Origin of the sequence: Rathayibacter sp. PhB152 (assembly GCF_003751395.1) — a bacterium.
Classification (GTDB): domain Bacteria; phylum Actinomycetota; class Actinomycetes; order Actinomycetales; family Microbacteriaceae; genus Rathayibacter; species Rathayibacter festucae.
The window spans coordinates 45,914-70,297 of the sequence record NZ_RJUT01000003.1 but is presented as its reverse complement, the minus strand read 5'-3'; the positions used below and the strand labels follow the sequence as shown (position 1 = coordinate 70,297).

Genomic DNA, 24,384 nt, shown 5'->3' with positions numbered 1-24,384 from the left:
CTCCGGCACGCGAAACCACCCCGGGCACGCCGGATCAGCGACTTCCCGCCAGCCGAGGCCCGTCTCACGTGCCGAGTGTCCTCCGCCAGAACCTCCGGCACTCGAAAACACCTCCGGCACGCCCGATCAGCCGATTCCGACGAGCCGAAGCCCGATTCACGAGCCGAAGGTCGAGCCGGACCGCCCCGCGGTCAGCCCGCGTACGAGCCGACCAGGCGCACCGCGCCGCCGTCCACGCCCTTGGCGCCCTGCTCGAAGACGTCGAGCGAGCGCTCGCTCAGGGACACCCGGCCCGCGACCCAGGACGGCACGCCCGACTCCTCGAGCGCCGCGATCACCGCGGGCGCCGCGTCGGCGTCGACGACGGCGAACATCCCGATGCCGAGGTTCCAGGTGCCCTCGGTGCTCTCCAGCGTCGCCCCCGACATCGCGGCGAGCGCCCGGAACACGTCGGCCGGGCTCCAGCTCGAGCGCTCGACCTCGACCCAGGAGCCGCGCGGCAGCACCCGCGCCAGGTTCGCCGCGATCCCGCCGCCGGTCACATGGCTGATCGAGTGCACGCCCGCGCCGAGCGCCTCGTCCTCGAGCACCCGGAGCAGCGGCGCCGTGTACAGGCGGGTCGGCTCGAGCAGCACCTCGCCCACGACGCCCCCGAGCTCGGCGGAGGTGTCGGTGAAGCGGATCCCCTTCTCGGCGAGGATGTGGCGCACGAGCGAGTAGCCGTTGGAGTGCAGCCCGGAGGAGGCCATCGCGATCACCAGGTCGCCGTCGCGCACCCGGTCCGCGCCGCGCACCGCGTCCGCCTCGACTGCGCCGACGGCGGCACCGGCCACGTCGTAGTCGTCCGGCCCGAGGAGCCCCGGGTGCTCGGCGGTCTCGCCGCCGACGAGCGCGGTCCCGGTGGCCGAGCAGGCGCGGGCGATCCCCGCGACGATGTCCGCGATCCGCGCGGGGACGACCTTGCCGCAGGCGATGTAGTCGGTCATGAAGAGCGGGCGGGCGCCGACCACGACGATGTCGTCGACGACCATGCCGACGAGGTCCTGCCCGATGGTGTCGTGCTTGTCGATCGCCTGCGCGATGGCGACCTTCGTGCCGACGCCGTCGGTCGAGGTCGCGAGCAGCGGCGCCCGGAAGTCCTTGAGGAACGAGACGTCGTAGAGGCCGGCGAACCCGCCCACTCCCCCGAGCACGTTGCGGTCGTGGGTCGCCGACACCGCCGCCTTCATCAGCTCGACGGCGAGGTCCCCGGCCGCCGTGTCGACTCCCGCGCGGGCGTAGCTGCTCGTCTCGTTGCTCACACGACGACCCTACCGAAGGGCCGCGCCACGCAGACGCTGCCGTCGGGAGGCCCGACGACCCCGCATCGGGTTCGGACGGACCGCACCCCCTTCAGGGGTTGATCTGAGGACTGCGGCAGACACGACGATGGTTGCGTTGCCATGATCGGCGCGTCCCCTCTTCATCCGGGACGGCGTCGCACTCCACGCCGTCCTCCGCGCCCCCGAGGAAACCTGATGGCCGACCCCGCCTCCCCGTCCGGCCCGCCGCTCCGCCGGCGCTCGATCGTGGCGGCCGCCGCCTGGACGATCCCCACCGTCGCCGTGGTCACCACGGCACCGCACGCCGCCGCCTCGACACCGCCCGAGCCGGTCGGTCCGCCCGATCTGCTCGACGTCACCGGCTTCGAGGCGGTCCGCTGCGACGTCGTGCCCGCCGGCACCGTGCTCTTCCGCGCCCTCGACGGGACGTCTCCCGCGGCCAGGGGCGCCTCGGTGACCGTGACGCTCCCGCCCGGGCTCGGCTTCTCCCCCGGCGGGAGCTCCGCCGTGGTGGCGGTCGGCACGGAGGGCGTCGTCTCCGTCCCGGCGTTCGCGGCGTCGGGCTCCGCGGGCTCCTACACGATCACGGCCACCTACGGCACGGCGATCGCCTACGCGCCGGGGACGGTGACCGCGAGCCCCGGCCAGGTGGTGGAGCTCACGCGCTCCCCCGGCGGCGCGAACCAGCAGCCGACGTTCTCCTCCGCCGTCGTGCCCGGAGTCGTCGACGGCGTCCACGGCGCGATCTCCGGTGACGAGCTCGCCGCCAGCGCCGGCCGGAACGCCGCCGTGCTGACCGCCGACGGCCGGGTGCGCTACTGGGGAGCGAACCTCGGCGCCCCGGTGACGGCTCCCGGAACCCTGACGTTCGCCGGGGCCGGGGTGACGGGCATGGTGTTCATCGACACCTGGACCTGCGTGCAAGCCGGCAACACCTCCGCCGGCGGCATCGCCGCGGGAGCCGGAGCGGACTCCGTCCGCCAGTGGTATCGCACGGGGACCGGCACCGGGCCCCTCACGGTCGCGGCGGTGACCGGCATCACCGGCACGGTCCTCGCTGCCGAGTCGAACGACGGCTACAGCTACGCCCTCACCAGCACCGGCCTGCACTGGTGGGCGAACGCGACCTCGGGCGACCGGGTCGCCGCCACGCTCATCGCGGGCACGGCCGGGGCGTCGGCGATCAGCACCTGGAGCTACCGCCGGGCAAACGGCGTCCTCGCCTTCGGCGGCGGGATCCTCCGCGCCGACGGCGGCGTCAGCGCCTGGAACGGCAGCCACGCCCTCACCACCCTGGGCGGCGCCCCGGCGGACATCGTCGAGTTCCAGGCCGGGCAGTCCACCGTCTACGCCCTCACCGGCTCCGGCGAGCTGTGGACGCAGGGCGCCGCGTTCACGTCGTCGCCCGGCGGCGCGGGCTGGATCCTGCGCGCCGAGAACGTCGCGACGACCAACGCCTGGACCTACGAGGGCTACACCGGCGGTGTGTACGCCACCACGGCGGGAACGGTCGCCCAGTTCTTCGCCGCGCAGCCCGCCGGCAACGCCTACCGCACGGAGGCGAGGACGATCCCCGCGGGCGTCACCCTGACGAAGGTGTTCAGCACGGACGGCACCTACCTGGCGCTCGCCTCGAACGCGACCGTCTACGCCTGGGGCGGCAACCTCGACAACTCCGGCCGCTCGCAGCCCGCCCTCGTCGCCGGAGTCACGAATGCGACCGACCTGAACGCCTGGGGCTACCACGGGCCGTCCTACGTGGGCGGCGGGTACGTCATCTCCTCGATCGGCTGCTGACGCAGGACGCGCCATCGGCGGCCCGCACGACGCGCCAGCTTCGGCGGGCGCCGCGCTGGTCGGAAGCGCTCCGCTCAAAGACCGAGCCCGCTCCCGCACTGGCGTAGCGCGCTCTCCCGAGCCCCTTCAGCAGCGAGCCGCTCGGCTCTCGATCCGATCGGCTTCGAAGATCCTCAGGGGCGATTCGCGCGTCGGCTGCCAGGCTCTCGACCCGAGACGAGGTGAGGTCCGCTCACCTGTCCGTCGACAGGCAGGAGTGGGCAGTGGTGCACACGATGTTCCGAGGGAGCGCGACCGGCGATCGGGGCCGCGGGCGGCGCGTGCCGCTCCTCGCCGTCGTCGCCCTGGTCGCCCCGCTCCTGGCACCGGTCGCCGGCGCGGTTCCGACGGCGCCCACCGTCGAGCGAGTCGCCGCCGCGACCGCCGATGCCGCTGAAGCCTCCACCGACGCCGACGCCGCATCCCTCGCGAGGACGTTCGACCACGATGTCGTGGTCAGCAGCAGGACGACCGCGACCGAGATCACGACGGCCCTGCCCGACGGCACGATGCAGTACGTCGCGAGCACGGAGCCTCAGCGCGTCGAGCGGAACGGATCGTGGATCGACGTGGACACCACCATGTCCCGGACAGCGGACGGCTCGATCGAGCCCGCAGTCGCCACGGTGCCCGTCCGATTCTCGGGAGGCGGTGATCGGAAGCTGGCGCAGATCCAGACGGCGACGGGCGCCTGGCTGTCGATGAACTGGGAGCACGGCGTGCTGCCGAGCCCGGTTCTGGACGGCTCGACGGCGCTGTACCGGGACGTCTTCCCCGAGGTGGACCTCCGGGTCACGTCGACCAACGTCGGGATGTCGCAGGTCCTGATCGTGAAGACGCCGGAGGCCGCCACGAATCCGGAGCTCGACACCGTCCGCTTCGAGTTCGACGGCGGCGAGGTCTCTCGGGAGGCCGACGGCGGCCTGTCGGCGGAGATCGACGGGACGGACTCCGCCCTCGTCGCTAGCGCACCGACCTGGTGGGACTCGTCCTCCGTCGACGGGGGAAGCCGACCGACGGGCGACGCACCCGAGTCGAGCACGGTCCCGACGAGCACGACGGGAGACACCCTGTCCCTGGACGTCGACTCCGTTCTCGCGACTCCCGGCCTCGACTTTCCCGTCTTCATCGACCCGGACTTCTCCGGCACTCGCGCTCACTCCTGGTGGGTGGCGTCCAACCTGCCGAACGCCTCGTTCCTCGATGGGCAGGGCAACGACGGCCGCGGGCAGTCCGTCGGCTCCGTCGACGATCCCGCGGGGAACATCCGCAACGCCCGGTCCTTCTTCCTGATGCCCACCGAGGGCATCAAGGGCGCGGAGATCATCAGTGCGAGCTTCAGCGCGCACGAGATCTGGTCCTGGAACTGCACCGCGACACCGGTCGAGCTCTGGTGGACGGGCAGCATGCGCGAGGGCGCGACCTGGAACGAATCGGGTGGCGGGAACTGGATCCAGAAGCTCGACACCGTCGTCGCGTCCGGGCGGCGAGGCGCGGCGGACTGCCCGGAGAAGAACGTCGGATGGAACGCCTCCGAGGGGGCGAAGGTCGCCGCCGGCTCGAACGCCGACTCCATCACCTTCGGTCTGCGAGCGCCGGACGAGGGTGCCCACAGTCAGTGGAAGCGGTTCGATCCCTCCGCCTCCTTGACCGTCACGTACGACCGCAGGCCGGACTCGCCGACGAACGTCGCGATGTCGACACCCGATCGCGGCTGCGGCGTCGCCTCCGATCCCGCCTGGGTGACCAACCGCACCGCGCTCGTCCTCCGCGCGACGATGCACGACCCCGACGGCGATCCGATGTACGGGCGCTTCCAGGTCGTGACGGCGAGCAACGGCGGCACCGGCCACGACGCCCCGCCCGATGCGGGCAGGGTCGTGTTCGCCACCACGCCGATCGAGCCCGACGGCTGGGACCGCACGATGACGATCGACGCCGGCACACTGGCGGACGGACGCTACGCCTGGTCGGCCCGCGCGGACGACGTTCGTCTCCAGTCGGACGACTCCCCGTGGTGCTACTTCACCGTCCGCAGCAGCGGCCCCTCGACCCTTCCGACGATCACGAACGACACCGGCCCCGCGGGGTACACCGTGGGCCGGCCGTTCACCGTCCACTTCGAGGTACCGGCCGAGGACGGGATGGACAGGTTCCTCTACCGCTGGGTCCCCACCGACGGGGTGCCGGGCGACTACAGCCTGAAGACCGAGGTCGACGCGCTACCCGCCTGCGGGACCAGCAGCGGGGAGATCCACGTCGTCTGCCCGGACGCCTCCGGCCGGTCGGCGACGGTCACGGTCACGCCGATCGCCGAGGTCTCGACACTCGTCGTCACGAGCGTCGACAAGGTCGGCAGCTGGGCGAACGTCCCCCACGCCGACGGCACTCGATCCACCGTCGCACAGCTCAGGATCGCCGCCTCCGCCGACCCGACGACCCCCACCCGTCCGCAGACCCCCGCCCCGGTCGCCCCGCACCCGCTTGACCACTAGTCCGTCTCCGACGGCACACCCTCGAGAAACGGGCCTTCCTGTGGCATCTCCGAACTCCCTCCTCCGTCGCGCCCGCTTCCGGCGCCTCCTCGCCTCGACGGTCAGCGCCGTGCTGGTCGTCACGGTCCTCTCCGTGACACCTGCCCACGCCGCCGAGGTCGTGCCGCCGGTCGACCGCGGCGTCCTCGTCGACGTCGATGCGATCGCCGGACGCGAGTCCGACGGGGACGCGGCACCCGCTCCACTCGTGGACGAGGCAGCACTGCCGGAGCCGGAGTCGTTCGACGTCGATCTGTCAGCGGAGACCTCCTCTCCCTCATCGCCGGACGCTTCGTCGCCCGCTGCCGCGCCGCCCGCTGCGGCGTCGACGGCGATGCGCCTCGCGGCGCTCCCGTCAGCAGACGAACCGGAGGCAGAGGCGCACACGTCCCCGACGGAGCTCGGCGACACGGGCATCACGGTCCAGGCGAGTCCGGCGGAGGGCTCTCCCGCCGTCGAGTCGGTGTCCGTCTCGATCCTCAGCGCCGAGGAGGCGGCGGCGAAGGGTGCGACCGGTCTGACCCTCGAGGTGTCCCGCACGGACGGGACGACCGCAGCGGGCGTCGTCGAGCTGTCGGTGCCGGACGAGCTGACCTCGGCCCTCTACGGCGGCGACTACGCCTCGCGGGTGTCCTGGGTGCAGATCCCGGAGTCTCCCTCGACGACGACGACAGCGGCGCCGGCGTCATCGATCAGGACGGCGGCGGCGATCACGCCCCGTAGAGCCGCGGCGACACCGGTGGCGTCGAAGAGCACCGCCGGAGCGAGCGTCATGAGGGTGCAGGCGGACGCGACACCGACCGTGGTGACCGCGGCCGCGGCGGCGAGCTCGGCGGCGGGGAACGGCGACTACCGGGCGACCTCGCTCGCGCCGTCGAGCACCTGGGACGTCAGCGCCCAGACCGGCGCCTTCGTCTGGAGCTACCCGCTCGCCGTCCCGCCCGCGGCGGCCGGCCCGCAGCCGGAACTCGCTCTCGCCTACGACTCGCAGATCGTCGACGGCCGCACCGCTTCCACCAACAACCAGACCTCGGTCGTCGGCGAGGGCTGGGACTTGGCGGGCAGCGGCTTCATCGAGCGCAGCTATCTCCCCTGCGCCCTCGAGGACGCGGCCGGCCGCGATGCGAAGGCGTCCGGCGATCTCTGCTGGAAGACCGACAACGCGACCCTGTCGTTCGGCGGCCACTCCGGCGTGCTCGTCCGCGACGGGACGACGAACATCTGGAAGCTCGAGCAGGACGACGGGTCCCGGATCGAGAAGCTCACCGGATCCGCCGAGTGCGCCGGCAACGGCGCGAAGGACGCCGAGTGCTGGCGGATGACCACCACCGACGGCACCCAGTACTTCTTCGGCCGGAACCGCCTCCCGGGCTGGTCGCCGGGCAGTCCCGAGACGAAGTCGGTCTTCACCGCGCCCGTCTTCGGCGACGACGCGGGCGAGCCCTGCCACGGCTCGACCTTCGCATCGTCGTCCTGCGCGCAGGCGTGGCGCTGGAACCTCGACTACGTCGTCGACACGCACGGCAACGCCGAGGTCTTCTCCTACGCCCAGGAGACCAATCGCTTCCGATCGACGGCCGGCACCGGCCCGACCGGCTACGTCCGCGGCGGCGCTCTGACGAGCATCGAGTACGGCCTGACCGAGGGCACCGTCTACGCCGCGAACGCCGCGACCGGGAAGGTGACCTTCGGCTACAGCGCCACCGGCCGCTGCAACGCCTCCGACGCGAGCGCGTGCGCACCGCTGGCCCTCGGCGGCGACGTCCGGACACCGGGCGTGGACGGCGCCGCAGGAAGCGCGAGCGTCTACCCCGACGTCCCGTTCGACCTCAACTGCACGACCGGCAGCTGCGACGGCCAGCGCTCGCCCACCTTCTGGACGACCGCGCGCCTGGACACCGTCACCACCCAGGTCCGCACCCCCTCCGCCTACGCCACCGTCGACACCTGGACGCTCGGCCACTCCTTCCCCGACACGGGCGACGGCACCGACCCCGCCCTCTGGCTCGACTCGATCGCGCACGCCGGCGGCAGCGGCGCGAGCACGCTGCAGGAGGGGACGACGACCTTCTCCGGGCGGCAGCTCCAGAACCGGGCACGTGCCGCGATCGGCTACGCGCTCCTCAACAAGATGCGGCTGAACGCGGTCCGGCTGCCCACCGGCGGCGGGATCAGCGTCACCTACCTCGCCCCCGAGTGCGACGATCCTGCCGTCCAGTCCGCAGTGCTCGGCGATCTCGCCGGGAACACGAAGCGCTGCTTCCCGCAGTGGTGGACGCCGAAGGTCACCGGAGCGGTGCCGCGCCTGGACCTCTTCAACGCCTACGTCGTCGGCACGATGCTCGAGAGCCCGCAGACCGACGGCGCCGTCGACCCGACGAAGGTGTCCACCTACGACTACAGCGGAGGGGTGGCCTGGCGCTACGACCGGAACCCCCTGCTCCCGGAGGCGAAGCGCACCTGGTCGGAGTACGCCGGCTACGCGCAGCTGAGCGTCCGGGTCGGCGATCCGGGCACCTCGGACAAGCGGGTCCGGACCGACTACGTCTTCTACCGGGGACTCAACGGAGACCGGGGCAAGCCGGGCACGCGCATGGTCCCCGGCACCGAGGCTCCCGACGACCGGTGGCTCGCCGGCCGGGTGCGCGAGGTGAAGACGTACGTCGACGACACGGTGCTCACCGGCACGGTGACGACGCCGTGGGCCTCCGCCGTCGGCGCCGACGACGGCGCCCGGCAGTCCCGGAAGCTCGGCGACGGGACCGTGCAGGTCACGGAGCGCCTCTCCACCGGCGGCGACCGGGTGACCACGACGACGACCGCCTTCGACCCGACCTACGGCTACCCGACCGCGGTCAGCGTCGTCGCCCCCGCTGGAGAGCTCTCCAGCTGCACGATCACGAGCTACGCCGCCGCGAACACGACGGCCTGGATCATCGGGCTCTCCAGCGAGGTCCTGAAGCTCGGGAAGGCCTGCGGCGTCGACGCGAGCTACCCCGACGACGTCATCGTCCAGACCCGGGCGGCGTACGACGGAGCGGAGGCCGGCGCCGCGCCGTCGCGGGGCGACGCCACCGGCAACTGGGTCGCCGCGTCGTACTCCGGATACACGCCGACCTGGCTGCGGACCAGCACCACCGGCTACGACGCCCTCGGCCGTGTCACCTCGGTCGCCGACGTCGCGCAGCGCACCACGACGACCGCCTACACCCCGGCGGCGGGTGCGGCCGCGGGCTCCGGCGCCCCGACGCAGATCGTCGTCACCAACCCGAAGGGCTGGCAGAGCGTCACCGCGCTCGACCCCGCCCGCGGCCAGGCCACGACGAGCACCGATCCGAACGGCCGGATCACCTCGGCCGACCACGACGCCCTCGGCCGGCTGACGGCGGTCTGGCAGCCGGGCCGGCTGAAGACGGAGAACCCGGACTCCCCGAGCATCGGCTTCAGCTACGCGATCAACGCGACCGGGATCTCCACTGTGGAGACGTCGACGATCTCGGCCGGGCAGGTCCTGAAGAAGCTCGACGTCTACGACGGCCTCGGCCGGGTCGTGCAGTCCCGGACCCCGGGGCCCGAGAAGAGCACGGTCGTGGCGGACAGCCAGTACGACAGCCTCGGGCAGATCATCGCCACCAACGGACCGTACGGCGCGAACAAGGAGTACTCGAGCAGCGCCGTGGTACTGCAGGCCTACTCGTCCAACAACATCCCGACCCGCACCGTCCACTCCTACGACTCGGCGGGCAGGATCACCGCCTCCTCGCTCTACGAGGTCGGCAACAATCTCCGCTCGACGACCACGACCCGCTACTCCGGAGTCGACCGCGTCGACGTCACGCCGCCCGCCGGCGCCACCGCGCAGACGACCTACACCGACGCTCGGGGCCTCACCAGCCGGCTCGTCCAGTGGCAGGGAGCCGTCGACTCCGCCTCGCCGATCACCACCTCTTACAGCTACACCGCCCAGGGCCGGATGGCGACCATGAAGGACCAGAACGGCAGCACCTGGTCCTGGAGCTACGACGTCCGCGGACGCAAGACCGGCTCCAGCGATCCCGACACCGGGTCCTCGAGCTTCACCTACGACGACGCCGGCAACGTGCTCACCTCAGTGGACGGACGTGGAGTCGCTCTCGCGTACCGCTACGACGAGCTCGACCGGAAGGTGGCGCAGCTCGACGGCGCCGGAGTGCAGCTCGCCGGCTGGACCTACGATCTCCGCGCCAAGGGGCAGCTGGCCAGCTCGTCCAGCACCGTCGACGGCACGACGTACCTGAAGAGCATCGACGCGATCGACGCCGGCTACCGGCCGACCAGCGTCACGACCTCGATCCCCGAGGGCGCGCCGGCCTTCTCCGGCTTCCGCTACACGCAAGGGTCCGAGTACTACCCGGACGGGGCACTGAAGATGTCGATCCTCCCGGCCGTCGCCGGGCTGCCCGGACAGCCGGGCCTCCCCGCGGAGACGGTGGAGACCCGCTACGACTCCCTCGGGCTCGTCGCCGGTTCGACCGGACTGCGCGACTACGTGAGCAAGGTCGTCCTGACCAACACCGGCGAGGTCGCCCAGTTCCAGAGCGACCCGGACCCGGGCGCGGCCGGGCACACGAAGATGTTCACCACCACCGACCACGACGGCGCGACCGGGCGGATCACCGCGATCCGCAACCTCACCATCGGCACGCGGGGGGCGTTCACGGTCGCGGACCGCACGATCGGCCGCAACCCCGCGGGTGGCATCACGTCGATCCGCACCCGGATCGGCGATCCCGGCATCGACACCGTCACGCCGTCCCCCGCGGACACTGCGGCGCAGGAGATGCAGTGCTTCGCGTACGACGCCCTGCAGAACCTGAAGGACGCGTGGACCCCGGCATCGGCCGACGGGACATGGACGTGCGGTGACAGCGGCGAGGGAGTCGCACTCGGCGGGTCGGCCGCATACCGGACGACCTACACGGTCGATCCGGTCACCGGGAATCGGACGACGCAGACGACGGCCGCAGCGGCGGGCGGCGGAGTCGCCTCGACCACCGACTACAGCTACGGTGCGGCCGGGCACGCCCACGCGGTGAGCGGGACGGCGCAGACCACCGGAGCCGGAGCGCCGGCGACGAGCAGCTACGCCTACGACGGCGCGGCCAACACGGTGAGCCGGCCCGGCCAGACCCTGAGCTGGGACGCCCGCGGGAAGCTGAGCGGTGTGGTGGCGGGTCCTGCCACGCAGAAGAACGTCTACGACGCGTCGGGCGACCTCTTGCTCCGCATCGACTCCGCCGACGGGGCGCGCCTCTTCCTGGGTGACACCGTCCTGCAGCGGAAGCCGGGCTCCTTGACCACCTCCGGCACCCGCACCTACGGGTTCAACGGCGCCGCCGTCGCGGAGCGGACCACGACCGCCGCCGCACCCGCGGTGAGCACCGTCGTGTGGCTCGCAACCGACACGGTGGGAACGGCGTCCGTCTCCGTCGACCAGGCCACCGGATCCGTCCGCCGGCGATTCATGGACCCCTACGGCAACAGCCGCGGGCCCGGATCCGGCTGGACGTCGAGCAACGCGTACCTGAACGCGCCGAGGTCGTCCGCCAGCGGCCTGACGCATCTCGGGGCGCGGGAGTACGACCCGGGCCTCGGGAAGTTCGTCAGCGTCGACCCGGTCCTGTCGCCGTTCGAGCCGCAGCAGAACAACGGGTACTCGTACTCGTCTAACTCGCCCGTGACACTGTCCGACGCGTCCGGCCTGCGTCCTCTCGGAACCTTCGACAACGCCAACGGCTACGGGAACGCACCGAACGCGGCCCCGAAGCCCAAGCCCAGATCGGGGAGCGCAACGCCCGCGGCCGCGGGCCGCCCGAGCGTCGACCAGCGACGCGACGAGTCCCTCGCGCGGCGCTCCGGCCCTGCGGGGAAGGCGACGACGCTCGCTCCCCCGATGGCGCCCACGTGGCAGGCGCCCGGATGGGACGTCGAGATCCCTGCCGTTCCGTGGGCCGCAGCCGGGCGGTTCTTCGGCGCAGCGGGCGCCGTCGGCCTCGTGCTGTCGATGTCCGGAGACTCGACCGGCGCGAATGACGGGGCCGCGGAGGCCGAGGACCCAACTCAGCACTCGGACTGCCCCTTGGTGATGCCGGATTGCAGCGAGGAAGATGACAGCGCAAGCGACGGAGCGTCTGAGCAGGCTCGTAACATTGCAGACCACTCTCGTCAACGATTGTTTCAGGGAGACATGGACCATCAGATCGATGGCTTTGATCATCAAGACCTAATCAAATACGTCGACGACATCCTCGACGGAAATATCGCGAGCGAGGTCCGCTATCTCCAGCGAGGGCGGGTCGGCCACTGGGACGCCGAGCGGGGCGTGGTTGTGATTGAAGAGGGAAATGGCGGCTCTGTATTCAGGCCAGAGGAAGGTGAGAGATATTTCCGCAAAACATTGCAGTGAAGTCGAGGGTGGGGATGTGAAGCATATCGAATTCGAATCACTAGACATCGCCCTACGCCTATTCGGCGAGTCTACGCGACTTCCTCGAGCAACTCGTGAAGAAATAGGTATTACGAATGACGAAGTCGAATTCTACTTCGACCTCAATGACCGAACACGACAATGCGCCAGGCACGCTGGCGGCGTCCATGAGGTATTGGTCGATTTCGTTGAAGTAGACGCGGCGGAACTTGTCGCTCGTGAAGGAGAGATTGACGACCGGTCTCATCATCCAGATTCGAGGCGAGAACGAACCATTCTCAGAATAAGAATTCCCGTGAGTCTTGCACGCAAGCTATATGCACTATTACACGCGACGGTAGTCTTTCACAGATGGCCCGAGCTCTGGTACACGACCGGCACTCATGCATGGGAGATGTCGAATGTCTTTTTCGATCTTTTCGGCAAAGAAGAGCCGACCTTCGCCGATCTGCGAGAAGGACGGACCAATTACGAATGATGCTTCCAGCACCGTCACCGAGAAAAAGGGGAGCGATGTGAACGGACATGCAGCGAGGATCGTCATTATCCGAGGCTGCTCATCACAAGCACTGGCGAGGAAATGAATATTGCACCTTATACGGGAAGGCCGTGGCTGTTCGACATTGAGGCCGGAGATCTGCATTTGGCGAACCTCATCGATGTGACGGAGACGGACGGCGGGCTGATCGAACTTCACGCGAGCGGGATGCGGACCGTCGAGCAGCTCTGGGACTGCTACGGACGTGCGCTGGAGTTCCCGTGGAGGGTCGAGAACTGGCCCTCGTTCGCGGAGCAGATGAGAGACCTGTCCTGGTACCAGGCCTTCTCTTTTCTGATTCTCATTCGCGGATCGGGCGAGCTGTTGGCGGACGACCCGGGGGAACGCGAGACGTTCCGACGAATATCGAGCATGATCGGGCAGTCCTGGGAGAACTCTCCGGTGAGGTCGTACAGCTTCACCACCGTCCTGCTCGAGCGTTGAGCTGAACCCACTGCTGAGTCCAGGGCATCGTGGGGCATAACGCGCATTCGGAGCAGGGCATCGTTCGACAGAAAAGAAGGAATAGAGGTGCGAACACGAGCAACGATATCGTCCATCCCTTCGCAATCGCGCGCGATGATGGGGTGAACCCGACCAGCGAAGGTAGACGCGACCATTCGTCGGCCGAGTCTGCCGATCCGCCTTCGGACTCCAGCGAGCCTTCGGGACGACTCTTTGCACACAGAGAAGGACCCGATGACTGAGGCTGACTGCACGACCGGCCGGACCGTCGTCGTCTCGTGGAAGACGTTCGACGTCGCGGCCGGCATCGTCCTCCAAGCGACGCGCTTGCCCGCGTGGCAACGTGACGAGCTGCAGTTCTCCGGCGAGAGGAAGCGCTCACTGCTCGCGCTGATGATGCTGACGCGAAGCGAACAGGCGCATTTCAAGAACGACGACGTCGTCGAAGTGACGATCACCGACGGACCCAGCGAGCCGAGCACGCCGGTGGAGATCCAACAGGATCGTCACGGTGGACGCCGTCTCCGCACGACGCTGCCCCTGGCTGACGCGACAATCGTCCGCCCACTGCTCCGCGCGACGGTCCTCCACCATCGCTGGCCGGAGCTGCACTTCACGACGGGCTTCACGTCCGTCGAGGTGAGCGCCGCGATCGCCGAGATCTTCGGCCGGCCCGATCCGGCCGTCGAGCAGCTGGCCGCGGCTGAGCGCGCGTCCGGTGAGCCGGACCACCGACCGGCCGATCCGCCCGCGTCGCGACCCGCGAGCGCGCCCGCCCGGGCGGATCCGCCGGGAGCGAACCGTTAGGGGATGCGTCCTCCGCGTGCCAGGATGGACCGTCAATCCCCCCTGCTATCCCCTTGGGAGCCCCTCCGGCATGTGCGGAATCGTTGGGATCGTGTCCTCCGGGCCGGTCAACCAGTCCATCTACGACAGCCTCTCCCTCCTGCAGCACCGCGGCCAGGACTCGACCGGCATCGCGACCGCTGACGGCAGCACGCTGCACATCAAGAAGGCGGCGGGGCAGGTCCGCGAGGCGTTCCGCACCCGCGACATGCGCTCGCTGCTCGGCACGATGGGCCTCGGGCACGTCCGCTACGCCACCAAGGGCAACGCGGAGCGCGAGGAGGAGGCGCAGCCGTTCTACGTGAACGCGCCCTACGGCATCATCCTCATCCACAACGGCAACCTGACGAATACGCGCGAGCTCACCGAGGAGCTCTTCACCGTCGATCGCCGCCACCTCAACACCACCTCCGACACCGAACTGCTGGTCAACGTGCTCGCGAACGAGCTGCAGGCCTCGATCTCGGGCCGCGACCTCGACGCGGACGAGGTGTTCGACGCCGTCGCCCGCGTGCACGAGCGGGTCGAGGGCTCCTACGCCACGATCGCGCTGATCGCCGGCCACGGACTGCTCGCGTTCCGCGACCCGTTCGGCATCCGGCCCCTGATCGTCGGCCGCCGCTTCAATGTGAACGGGCCTGACGACTGGGTGGTCGCCTCCGAGTCGCTCGTCCTCGAGGCGCAGGGCTTCGAGATCGTGCGGGACGTCGCTCCCGGCGAGGCGATCTTCATCACCCCCGACGGCCGGATGACCAGCCGCCAATGCGCGAAGAACCCGCGCCTCATCCCGTGCTCGTTCGAGTACGTCTACCTCGCGCGGCCCGACTCGATCCTCTCGGGGATCTCGGTCTACGAGGCCCGGCTGCGCCTCGGCGACCGGCTCGCCGACACCATCGCCGAGTACACGCCGGGCGGGGCGATCGACGTGGTCATGCCGATCCCGGACTCCTCGCGCCCCGCCGCGATGCAGGTCGCGCAGAAGCTCGGTATCCCGTACCGCGAGGGCTTCTACAAGAACCGCTACGTCGGCCGGACGTTCATCATGCCCGGGCAGGCGGTGCGCAAGAAGTCGGTGCGGCAGAAGCTCAATGCGATGTCGAGCGAGTTCAAGGGCAAGAACGTGTTGATCGTCGACGACTCGATCGTGCGCGGCACGACGTCGAAGGAGATCGTCGACATGGCCCGCACGGCCGGCGCCAACAGCGTCACCTTCGCCTCCGCGGCGCCGCCGGTGCGCTACCCGCACGTCTACGGCATCAACATGCCGTCGCGGCAGGAGCTCGTCGCGCACAACCGCCGGATCCCCGAGATCTCGGAGGCGATCGGCGCCGACTACCTGATCTACCAGGAGGTCGCCGACATGAAGGCGGCGATCCTGGAGGGCTCGGACGTCACCGACCTGGAGACCAGCTGCTTCACCGGCGAGTACGTCACCGGCACCGTCACGCCGGAGTACCTCGACTGGGTGGAGCGCACGCAGCTGAGCTGACGCTGGGAGGGCGCGCATCCGGCAGGCACAGCGCCCGGGTGCGCGCAACGGGGTGCCGTGCGGCGTCGGATCGTCCATGATCGTGGGGCGCCGCTCCGTGCGCCCGAGACGAGGAGTCCCCGTGATCTACCGCCTGCTGCCCCTGCTCCTGACGTTCATCGCGGGTCGCCTGAAGAAGTCGCAGAAGGCCAAGCGCGCCACGCAGAACGCCGCGCGCTCGACGAGCCGCAACAGCCGCAAGCGCCGCTGACCGCTGCGCCTGGAGCGTCGTCTCTAACGCGTCGAGGCGTCCGGCTCCGTGCCGGGCGCCTCGTTCTCGTCCGGGGCGTCCTCCGGCTCGTCCGCCGGCTCGACGTCGCGGTCCGCCTCGCGGGCGACCGTGCGCTCGGCGGTGGTGCGGACGACGCGGCGGCCGACGACCCGGTCCAGGATCACGACGACGAGAGCGGCGAGACCGCCGAAGATCGTCACGAACAGCAGCAGGCTGAAGCCGAAGACCTGCGCCTGGCTGAAACCCTCGGTCTCGGGCAGCGCGAAGGTGAGCACGAAGGCGACGATCGCGCCGAGGCCCGCGCCGAGCGCGAGGATGCGCCAGACCCGCGGCGAGCGGCGGACGTCGACCTCCTCGCGGGTGATCTCGACGTCGTCGGGGCGCGGCGAGGAGTCGAGCGGATCGGTCATGCCTCCATTGTCCCCTGTGCCCGGCCGGGCGCGGGCCGAGTGGCGAGGCGGCGGCGGATCGGGTAGCGCGGTCGAGAGGCGGCGGGTCTCGATACGCCGCTGCGCGGCTACTCGACCAGCATGCGAGGGGCGCCGCTTCGCGGCTCCGACGCCGGCCACGAGGGGGGCGCCGCCTCGCGGCTCCGCGGTCAGTCATGAGGGGGTGCCGCATCGCGGCTCCGCAGCCGCGGTCACACGGAGTGGAGGAGCCGGCCCGCCTGGGCGCGGAGCTCGCGGACGACGGTCCGCACGGAGAGCCGCTCCGCGCGGTCCGGGCGCATCAGCGCGACGATGTGGCGCACGGAGTTGACGCCGCGGAGGGGCTTCACGACGATGCCGGCCGTGCCCGCGGTGTAGCGCGGGACCACGGCGATGCCGAGGCCGGCCGCGACGAACGCCTCCGTCACGCGGGTCGAGGCGAAGCGCTGCTCGACGCGGACTGGCTCGCCCGAGGTCGTCTCGATCTCCTGCATGATCCGCTCGAACGGGAAGCCCTCGGGCACGCCGATCCAGGTCTCGCCGACGAGGTCGCCCGCGGTGACGGTCGCACGGTCGGCGAGCCGGTGGCCGAGCGGCAGGGCGATGTCGAGCGGCTCGACCATCAGCTCGGCCATCGCGAGCCCGTGCCCGGCCCAGGCGCTGCGGCCGTTGGGAGAGTGCGCCAGGACGATGTCGAAGTCGGCGGTGAGATCGAGGAACTCGTCGGTCCCGGGATCCGCGTCCTCGCAGTGCACGACGAGCCCCTCGACGCTGCGCAGCGCGACCAGCGCGTCCGGCAGCAGCATCTGCCCGGCCGTCGGGAAGGTCGCGATCGTCACCTCGCCGATCGGGTTGTTCTTGAAGGTCTGCCACACCGCGTCGGCGCGCTCGAGCGCGGTCGCGATCTCGGTGGCGCTGCGGGCCAGCTCGCGGCCGGCCGCAGTGAGGACGACGCCGCGTCCCGAGCGCTCGATCAGCGGAACACCCGCCTCGCGCTCGAGCACCTTGAGCTGCTGCGACACCGCCGAAGGAGTGCGGTGCGTCGCCGCCGCCACCGCGGTGATCGAGCGCCGCATCGAGAGCTCCCGGAGCAGTTCCAGCCGTCGCACGTCCATGTAGGAACGCTACACGTCAGGCCAAGAACAGTGCGATTGTCCTAAGGAACAGAAAGCCCGAGAGTGGACGTTGTACAGAGCATCCCGGCGGATGGATCGCCAAACCTGGCAGACACGTCGGAGCAACGAAAGGCAGAACACTCATGAGCATCGCAATCCTCGTCGTCCTCGGTGCCGTCGCCGCATGGGGCACGGTGTCGACGGTGCTCGTCGCCAGCCGCGACGGATACCGTCAGGTCCCCGTCCGCCACTGAGCCCCGCGCTCCGCGACAGCACCTCATCGCGTTCCGACGCCGTCTCCCCCTCCGGGGAGGCGGCGTTCTCGCGTTGCCGGGGCCGCCCGCGGGTCACGCACGCTCGTGAACGCAGAAGAGGCCCCGCGGCGCGAACCGCGGGGCCTCTCCTGTGGGAGTGCTACTTCGCCGCGGTGCGGCGGCGCAGACGCGCCACGGTCATGCCGAGGCCGAGCAGCAGCGCCGCGATACCGGCCGCGAAGGCCGGAGTCGCGTCGACGCCGGTCGCGGCGAGGTGACCGGTCGAGCCGCCCGAGACGCCGGGCATGGCGGGAGCCGTCGTCGCCGGGGTCGTCGGGATGACGGTCTCGGTGGGCTCCGGGGTCGGGGCGGGCGTGGTGGCGACGGCCGCGACGGCGAAATCGAGGCTGATCGTCGTGCCGGTCGCGTCGCCCAGAGCGAAGCTCGCGGTGTGCGTGGCACCGGCGAGGCTCTCGCCGATCGGCACGGAGACGGAGGCGCGACCCGTCGAGTCGTCGGTCACGGCCCTGGCCGGGTCGATCTCGGCGGTGGTGACGACCGCGTCGTCGACCGAGACGGTCACGACCGTGTCGGTGGGCGCTCCGGTGCTGAACAGCAGCGAGGAGAGGTCGACGGTCATCGTGTCGCCGACCGCGTACTCACCGGGCTCGGGCAGGTTGGCGGTGAGGCCGACCGAGCGCTGGACCGGGTCCGGGCTGACCGTTCCGAGGTCCTGGATGTAGGCCACGAACGCGTCGAGGTCGATGCGTCCGGAGTCGGCCGTGCCGACACCCTCGGTGAAGGTGCTGAAGCCGTCGCCACCGGTCGAGAGGAAGTTGTTCGTCACGATCGTGAAGGTCGCCGTCGGGTCGATCGGCTGGTTGTCGAAGAAGACCTCCGAGATGCGCGAGCCGAAGGGAGCGGCCGGGTCGAAGACGTAGGTCAGCGCGGCCGAGGTCGCGAGCTTGAGCTGCGGGTGAGCCGAGCTGCCGACCCACTGCTCCTCGAGCAGGTCCTTGATCTGGGCACCGGTGAGCTGGAGCGTCACGAGGGTGTTCGCGAACGGCTGCGCGTCGGAGGCCTCCGCGTAGGTGACGACGCCGTCGGCGTCGCCCGGGGTCTCAGCACTGGCGGCGAAGTCGAGGTCGTCGCGCAGGCCGCCGGCGTTGGTGAAGGCGATCTGAGTGCCGAGCTCACGGGTGGCCCAGAGCTGCGCGTCGGCGACGAGGTTGCCAAGCGTCGACTCGGAGCCGCGGTTCGTCGTGGTGCCGTCCTCGCGGTAGGCGCGGGAGATGTCGTCGGTGATGGTGCCGACCTGGACGCTGCCGGGAACGATCGCGAACTCGACCGCTTCGTCGACGATGGCAGCGACCTCGGGGTCGGCCGGGAAGGCACCGACGATGGTGGTCTTGGTGGCGTCCGTCGGGTCGGGGACGACCTGCGTGAGTACGACGTTCTCGTTCGTGAGACCGGTGATCTCCTTGGTGGACGGGTCGACGGTCACTGTCATGTGTCCCAGGTTCTCGGCGTAGCTGCCGGTCTGGGAGATGATGGTCGGCTTCGCGCGACCTGCGTCGACCGAGGTGCTGTACTCCTCGTGGCTGTGCCCCGAGATGATCGCGTCGACGTTCGGAGCGACAGCCGTGACGATCGGGCCGAATCCGGGGTCGGCCTCAGGAGTGTTGGTCTTCGCGGCGTCGGCGTCGGCTCCCTCGTGCAGCAGCAGCACGATGACATCGGCCTCGCCGTTCGCGGCGTCGCCGTCCTGGAGCTCGGTCGCGACCTCGTTCACGTTGTCGATGATCGGCTCGACCGAGAGAGTCGAGATGCCGCCCGGGCTGACGAGCGTCGGGAGGTCCTCGGTGATCGCGCCGATGAAGGCGACCGAGACGCCGCCCTGATCCGCGATGAAGTACGGGTCGTAGGCGCGCTCGCCGGTGGTCGTATCGAAGAGATTCGCGTTGACGTAGGGGAAGTCGGACTCGTCGGTCACACGGCCGTCGACGTCGGAGCGGCCCTTGTCGAACTCGTGGTTGCCGAGCGTGCTGACATCCAGGCCCATCTCGTTGAGCACGTCGAGGGTCGGCTGGTCGTCCTGCACCTTGGAGGTGAAGGTGGAGGCGCCGATGTTGTCGCCGGCCGAGACGAACAGCGTGTTCGGGTTGGCGGCGCGGTAGGAGTCGACCGCGCCGGCGAGGACAGCGGCGCCGGCGGTCGTGCCGTCGGCTTCGATCCGGCCGTGGAAGTCGTTGATCGAGAGGATGTCGATCGCGACATCGCCCTCGGCGGCGCTCGCGGGAGCCGCTCCGAGGAGGGCCGCTCCGGCCACCGCGCTGACGGCGGTGACGGAGAGGAGTCTGGTCAGGCCGCGACGGCCGGGGGTAGTGCTTCGCATCTGTGGGAGGTCTCCAAGCATCGAGCGGCGATTCGGAGAGAACTCCTGCCGCAGTGGGGGAACTTTCCCAGACAACCCGACGCGGGCCTGTCCGTCAAACGTCGATCGGGGCGGCGGCGGTGCGTTTACGAGATGTTAATTCGCCGACGGCCGGCGGACGTGGAGCAGCGGGAGGAACGGCGAGAGGTCGGCACGCACGCCCGAGGCGTGGATCCGGCCGCTCGCGAGGCCCTCGCTCCACGGGAGGGAGCCGGTGGCGAGGGGCAGCCAGGTGGCGGCGTCCATCTCGATCACGTTGGGCGGAGTGCCGCGGGTGTGGCCCGGGCCCTCGACGCACTGGGCGGCGCCGAACGGCGGCACGCGGACCTCGACGCTGCGGCCCGGGACGTTCGTCTCGATGATCTGCAGGAGGAAGCGCACGGCGGTCGCCGTCGTGGTGCGATCGGCCCCGCCGGCGAGCGCCGCCCGCACGGCGTCCTGCCCGGTCGCCTCGTCGATCTTCCCCTTGGCCATGCGACCAGTCTGCCGTGCCGCCCGGCGTCCCCCGTGTCTGCCTGCTCTCGCGAGATGCCACTTGTGCACGCGACACGCCGCAGAAGGCGTGCACAAGTGGCATCTCGCGGAGGAGGGGGCCGGCGCCGGCCGGGGCGTGCGGCGACGGGGCGCGCGGCGGGCGGGGGCGCTCCGGGGCGGGCCTATCCTGTCAGGGTGAAGATCCTCGTCCTCGGCTCGGGTGCCCGTGAGCACGCCATCATCACCGCTCTGCTCGCGGAGGAGGAGGCGCACGAGATCATCGCCGCCCCCGGCAACGCGGGGATCGCGCGCGACGTGGAGGTCATCCACTTCGACACCAACAGCCCGCGCCTGGTCAGCGACTTCGCGGTCGAGCAGGGCATCGAGCTCGTCGTGATCGGGCCGGAGGCGCCCCTCGTCGCGGGAGTCGCCGACGCCCTGCGCCGCCGCCGCATCCCCACCTTCGGCCCCGACCGCGCGGCCGCCGCCCTCGAGGGCTCGAAGACCTTCGCCAAGCGCGTGATGGACATGGCCCGCGTCCCCACCGGCCGGGCGACCCGCGTCTCGACGCTCGTCGACGCGACGCGCGTCATCGACGAGTTCGGCGCCCCCTACGTCGTGAAGGCCGACGGCCTCGCCGCCGGCAAGGGCGTGCTGGTGACCGAGTCGCGCACCGCCGCCGTCGCGCACGCCGAGTTCTGGCTGCAGTCGGGCGACGTGCTGATCGAGGAGTTCCTGGCCGGCCAGGAGGTCTCGCTCTTCCTCCTCTCCGACGGCCACGACGTCGTCCCGCTCTCGCCCGCCCAGGACTACAAGCGCCTCGCCGACGGCGACGAGGGACCGAACACCGGCGGCATGGGCGCCTACTCCCCGCTCCCCTGGCTCGCGGACCGCTGGGAGAGCGAGCGCGCCTTCGTCGACGAGGTCATCGACACCGTCGCCATCCCGACCATCCGCCAGCTCGAGCGCGAGCGCACTCCGTTCGTCGGGCTCCTCTACTGCGGCCTCATCGTCACGGACGCCGGCATCCGCGTGATCGAGTTCAACGCGCGCTTCGGCGACCCGGAGACCCAGGTCGTGCTGCCGCGCCTGGTCTCCCCGCTCTCGGCGCTGCTCTTCGCGGCGGCGACCGGCGCGCTCGCCTCCGTTCCGTGGCCGGCCTTCTCGGAGGACGTCGCCGTGACGGTCGTGCTCGCCAGCGAGGGCTACCCCGAGAACGCCGCCACCGGGCGCGTCCTCGGCGGCCTGGAGGCGGCGGCCGAGGTCCCCGGCGTCACCCTCGCGCACGCCGCGACCCAGCTGGTCGACGGCCGCTTCGTCGCCACCGGCGGCCGGGTGCTCAACGTGGTCGCCCGCGGCGCCGACTTCGCCGAGGCCCGTGAGCGGGCCTACCGCGCCCTCGACCTGATCACCCTCGACGGCGGCCAGTACCGCCGCGACATCGCGCTGCGCGTCGCCGGGCGCTGACGCCCCGCGCTCGCTCGCTCGCCCGCTCGCTCGCTCCTCCTCCTCCTCCTCAAGAGTTGTCGTACCCGCCACACGGGTACGACGACTTCTGGAGAGTCGGTGCGGCGTCGGCGGACGGCTCCTCACGAGTCGTCGCAGCGGAGGCGCCGGTACGACAACTCTTGGAGAGCGGAGCGGGGCAGCAGGGGGTCAGGCGGTGCGCAGGGGCGTGCGGCGGGTCGCGGACCACCAGAGCGCCGCGCAGCCGAGGACGACGGCGCTGCACAGGGCCACGACGGTGCGCGGCTCGAAGAGCAGGATCCCGAGCGAGACCAGGGCCTGGCTGAGGGCGATCGCGAGCATGGCGACCATGTTGTCGACGGCGAAGACGCGGCCGCGCAGGTCGTCCGCGGTGATCGCCTGCAGGCCGTAGCCGCTGAGACTCGCGTTCATGCTGCCCCCGATGTGGGCGATCAGGACGAGGGCGATCGCGAGGACGACCGAGGTGCTGATCGACACCAGGGCGTAGCCGAGGCCGAAGAGGAGCACGGCGGCGACGATCCCGCCGCGCAGGTCGGGCGAGCGCTCCGCCGCGAACCGCGCGACGCGGGGCCCGATCACGGCGCCGACGCCGCGCGCGGCGAAGAGGAGGCTCGCGGCGACGGCGGGGTCCGCCGCCATCGTCAGAGCAAGCGCCGGGAAGAGCGCGATGGCGCCGTTGCCGAGGTGGCTGCCGGGCTTCGCCAGCAGCAGCGCCGGGATCCGCCGGTCGGAGCGGCAGAGGGCGGCGACCTCGCGGACGTCGCGGGCGAAGCGAGCCGCTCCTCCGCGGCGCCCGGCCTCGCACCCCGCCCCCTGCGCCGCCCCGCGCTCGGCGCCGCGCGCCGCGGGCAGGCCGAGCAGCAGCAGCGCGGAGAACCCGTAGGCGCCGGCGGTGATCGCGAAGCAGAAGTACGGCGAGACGAGCGCGGAGGCGATGCCGCCGAGGGAGGCGCCGAGCGCGAGCATCACTCCCCAGACCGAGTTCAGCCCGGTGCTCGCGACGAGCAGGCTCTCCCGCGGCACGATCTGCGGGACGATCGCGTTCACGGCCGGAGTGAAGAACGCCTTCCCCGCCGCGAGCAGCGCGAAGGTGAGCACCGCGAGCCACGCCGTCCCCGCCGACTGCAGCAGGAACAGCGGCAGCACGGCGAGCGCCGACCCCGCCTGCGCGACGACCAGCACCGTCCGGCGCGACGTGCGGTCGACGAGCCCGCCGGCCCAGAGCGAGAGCACGGCGATGACCGCGGTCTCGGCCGCGAGCAGCAGCGCGCCGAGGGCACCGTCGCCGGTGAGGCGCTGGAGCAGGACGATCAGCGGGATCATCGTGAACCAGTCGCCGCCCTGGCTGACGATCTGGGCGAGGAAGACGCGGCGGTAGTCCGGGTTCGCCCGCAGGATCCGCCGGACGCTCTCGCGCGCGGCCGTCATCGCGGCGGGGTCCGTCCGGTCGGGTCGTGGCCGGGGGCGTCGCTGCGGATCGCCGCGAGGTCGCTCCGCCGGAACCGCGCGACCATCAGCGCGTCCTCCTCCGAGAGCTCCTCGAGCAGCCCAGGGGGCAGGAGGTCGAGGAAGTCGCAGGCCCGCGCGACGGCGACCCCGATCGCGTCGCCGGTGCCGCGCTGCACGGCGTTCGCGACGACCCGCATGTCGCCGTGCACGATGTCCAGCGCCAGCTCCGGCAGGAGCTCCGGCGCGAGGCGCTGCAGGACGAGCGCGGTCTCGACCGCCATGGTCATCCTTGCCGCCGCGTTCGCCGGCTCGTGCAGGCGCTGCGTGATCGAGTGCGGACCGGACTCGCGCACCCGCCAGTGGTAGACCACCTCCGAGACGACGTCGACCGAGGCGGCGCGCAGGTGCGCCTCGATCATGACCGGGCCGTCCTCGTACTCGGCCAGCTGGAACGCCAGCCCGGAGTGGTCCCAGAACGAGCGGCGGAACACCTTGTTCCAGGACATCCGGTCGAGGATCAGCGCGGGATCGCGGGTGAGGTGCGTCCCGAGCCGGGTCGCGGCGAAGACGTCGCGGTAGCGCGGGTGCGCCCAGACCCGGGCGGAGTCGAAGCGCCGCACGTCCCCGGACGCGAAGTCGGATCCGCTCGCGCCGAGGGCGCGGAGGAGGTGGTCGTAGGCGCCGGGCGGCACCCGGTCGTCCGCGTCGCAGAAGGCGAGGAACTCGCCCTGCGCGGCGGCGACCCCGGTGTTGCGGGTGGCGCTCAGGCCGCGGTGCTCCTCGCTCAGGACCGTGACGCGCGGCTGCGACGCCGCGAAGGCGCGGGCCAGCGCGAGGGTGCCGTCGGTCGAGCCGTCGTCGACCACGACGACCTCGCCCACGTCGTCCCGGTCCGCCAGGGAGGTGAGGCACTCGAGGAGGTAGGCCTCGACGTTGTAGGCGGGGACGACGATGCTCAGATTCTGCGGCACGGGG

17 protein-coding genes are annotated in these 24,384 nt (G+C 71.1%); 8 read left to right on the top strand and 9 right to left on the bottom strand.

Translation table 11 applies throughout. The annotated features are described in order from the left end of the window. Window positions 1–191: 191 nt before the first annotated feature. A complete protein-coding gene (gene purM, locus EDF36_RS07285) occupies window positions 192–1,301 on the bottom strand; it encodes a phosphoribosylformylglycinamidine cyclo-ligase (RefSeq protein ID WP_123732492.1) in 1,110 nt (369 codons plus the stop codon). Window positions 1,302–1,517: 216 nt separating this feature from the next. On the opposite strand from purM, the gene EDF36_RS07280 reads away from it, so the two are divergent. From EDF36_RS07280 to EDF36_RS07265, 3 genes are all read left to right on the top strand, one after another. Beyond that, window positions 1,518–3,119, top strand: a complete 1,602-nt coding sequence (locus tag EDF36_RS07280) for a hypothetical protein (protein WP_123732491.1) — start codon at window positions 1,518–1,520, stop codon at window positions 3,117–3,119. Window positions 3,120–3,382: 263 nt separating this feature from the next. Continuing rightward, window positions 3,383–5,653, top strand: a complete 2,271-nt coding sequence (locus tag EDF36_RS07275) for a hypothetical protein (RefSeq protein ID WP_123732490.1) — start codon at window positions 3,383–3,385, stop codon at window positions 5,651–5,653. Between the two features lie 40 nt (window positions 5,654–5,693). Continuing rightward, window positions 5,694–12,137, top strand: a complete 6,444-nt coding sequence (locus tag EDF36_RS07265; RefSeq protein WP_185020401.1) for an RHS repeat-associated core domain-containing protein — start codon at window positions 5,694–5,696, stop codon at window positions 12,135–12,137. 58 nt (window positions 12,138–12,195) lie between these two features. Here EDF36_RS07265 and EDF36_RS21575 read toward each other — a convergent pair whose 3' ends face one another. Both EDF36_RS21575 and EDF36_RS20885 read right to left on the bottom strand, forming a co-directional pair. Beyond that, on the bottom strand, window positions 12,196–12,405 hold the full coding sequence (locus tag EDF36_RS21575) for a hypothetical protein (protein ID WP_148059990.1): 210 nt from the start codon (window positions 12,403–12,405) through the stop codon (window positions 12,196–12,198). A gap of 78 nt (window positions 12,406–12,483) precedes the next feature. After that, window positions 12,484–12,702, bottom strand: a complete 219-nt coding sequence (locus EDF36_RS20885) for a hypothetical protein (protein ID WP_148059241.1) — start codon at window positions 12,700–12,702, stop codon at window positions 12,484–12,486. Window positions 12,703–12,738: 36 nt separating this feature from the next. On the opposite strand from EDF36_RS20885, the gene EDF36_RS07255 reads away from it, so the two are divergent. From EDF36_RS07255 to EDF36_RS21755, 4 genes are all read left to right on the top strand, one after another. Continuing rightward, window positions 12,739–13,140 carry a barstar family protein gene (locus EDF36_RS07255; protein ID WP_123732486.1) on the top strand — a complete coding sequence of 134 codons (402 nt, stop codon included), beginning with the start codon at window positions 12,739–12,741 and terminating at the stop codon, window positions 13,138–13,140. A gap of 255 nt (window positions 13,141–13,395) precedes the next feature. Then, window positions 13,396–13,968, top strand: coding sequence for a hypothetical protein (locus EDF36_RS07250; RefSeq protein WP_123732485.1), 573 nt, complete (start codon window positions 13,396–13,398; stop codon window positions 13,966–13,968). A 70-nt stretch (window positions 13,969–14,038) separates the two neighbouring features. Beyond that, window positions 14,039–15,496 carry an amidophosphoribosyltransferase gene (gene purF / locus EDF36_RS07245; protein ID WP_123448060.1) on the top strand — a complete coding sequence of 486 codons (1,458 nt, stop codon included), beginning with the start codon at window positions 14,039–14,041 and terminating at the stop codon, window positions 15,494–15,496. A gap of 121 nt (window positions 15,497–15,617) precedes the next feature. Further along, the gene (locus EDF36_RS21755; RefSeq protein ID WP_260300570.1) at window positions 15,618–15,746 is read left to right on the top strand and encodes a hypothetical protein; all 129 of its coding nucleotides are present in this window, start codon (window positions 15,618–15,620) and stop codon (window positions 15,744–15,746) included. 23 nt (window positions 15,747–15,769) lie between these two features. On the opposite strand, the gene EDF36_RS07240 is transcribed toward EDF36_RS21755, so the two are convergent. The 4 genes from EDF36_RS07240 to EDF36_RS07225 all read right to left on the bottom strand — a co-directional run bounded on the left by EDF36_RS07240 (window position 15,770) and on the right by EDF36_RS07225 (window position 20,472). Beyond that, on the bottom strand, window positions 15,770–16,177 hold the full coding sequence (locus EDF36_RS07240; RefSeq protein ID WP_123732484.1) for a hypothetical protein: 408 nt from the start codon (window positions 16,175–16,177) through the stop codon (window positions 15,770–15,772). A gap of 230 nt (window positions 16,178–16,407) precedes the next feature. Then, complete coding sequence (locus EDF36_RS07235; RefSeq protein WP_123732483.1) at window positions 16,408–17,310, bottom strand: LysR family transcriptional regulator; 903 nt, start codon at window positions 17,308–17,310, stop codon at window positions 16,408–16,410. Window positions 17,311–17,724: 414 nt separating this feature from the next. Then, window positions 17,725–19,959, bottom strand: a complete 2,235-nt coding sequence (locus EDF36_RS07230; RefSeq protein WP_123732482.1) for a bifunctional UDP-sugar hydrolase/5'-nucleotidase — start codon at window positions 19,957–19,959, stop codon at window positions 17,725–17,727. Between the two features lie 135 nt (window positions 19,960–20,094). Continuing rightward, the gene (locus EDF36_RS07225; protein WP_123732481.1) at window positions 20,095–20,472 is read right to left on the bottom strand and encodes a sterol carrier family protein; all 378 of its coding nucleotides are present in this window, start codon (window positions 20,470–20,472) and stop codon (window positions 20,095–20,097) included. A 195-nt stretch (window positions 20,473–20,667) separates the two neighbouring features. Between EDF36_RS07225 and purD the strand changes: the two genes are divergently transcribed. Then, window positions 20,668–21,939 carry a phosphoribosylamine--glycine ligase gene (gene purD / locus EDF36_RS07220; RefSeq protein WP_123732480.1) on the top strand — a complete coding sequence of 424 codons (1,272 nt, stop codon included), beginning with the start codon at window positions 20,668–20,670 and terminating at the stop codon, window positions 21,937–21,939. A gap of 189 nt (window positions 21,940–22,128) precedes the next feature. Here purD and EDF36_RS07215 read toward each other — a convergent pair whose 3' ends face one another. Next, on the bottom strand, window positions 22,129–23,388 hold the full coding sequence (locus EDF36_RS07215; protein WP_123732479.1) for an MFS transporter: 1,260 nt from the start codon (window positions 23,386–23,388) through the stop codon (window positions 22,129–22,131). Continuing rightward, complete coding sequence (locus tag EDF36_RS07210) at window positions 23,385–24,380, bottom strand: glycosyltransferase family 2 protein (protein WP_185020400.1); 996 nt, start codon at window positions 24,378–24,380, stop codon at window positions 23,385–23,387. The genes EDF36_RS07215 and EDF36_RS07210 overlap by 4 nt, the downstream gene beginning before the upstream one ends. Between the last annotated feature and the right edge of the window lie 4 nt (window positions 24,381–24,384).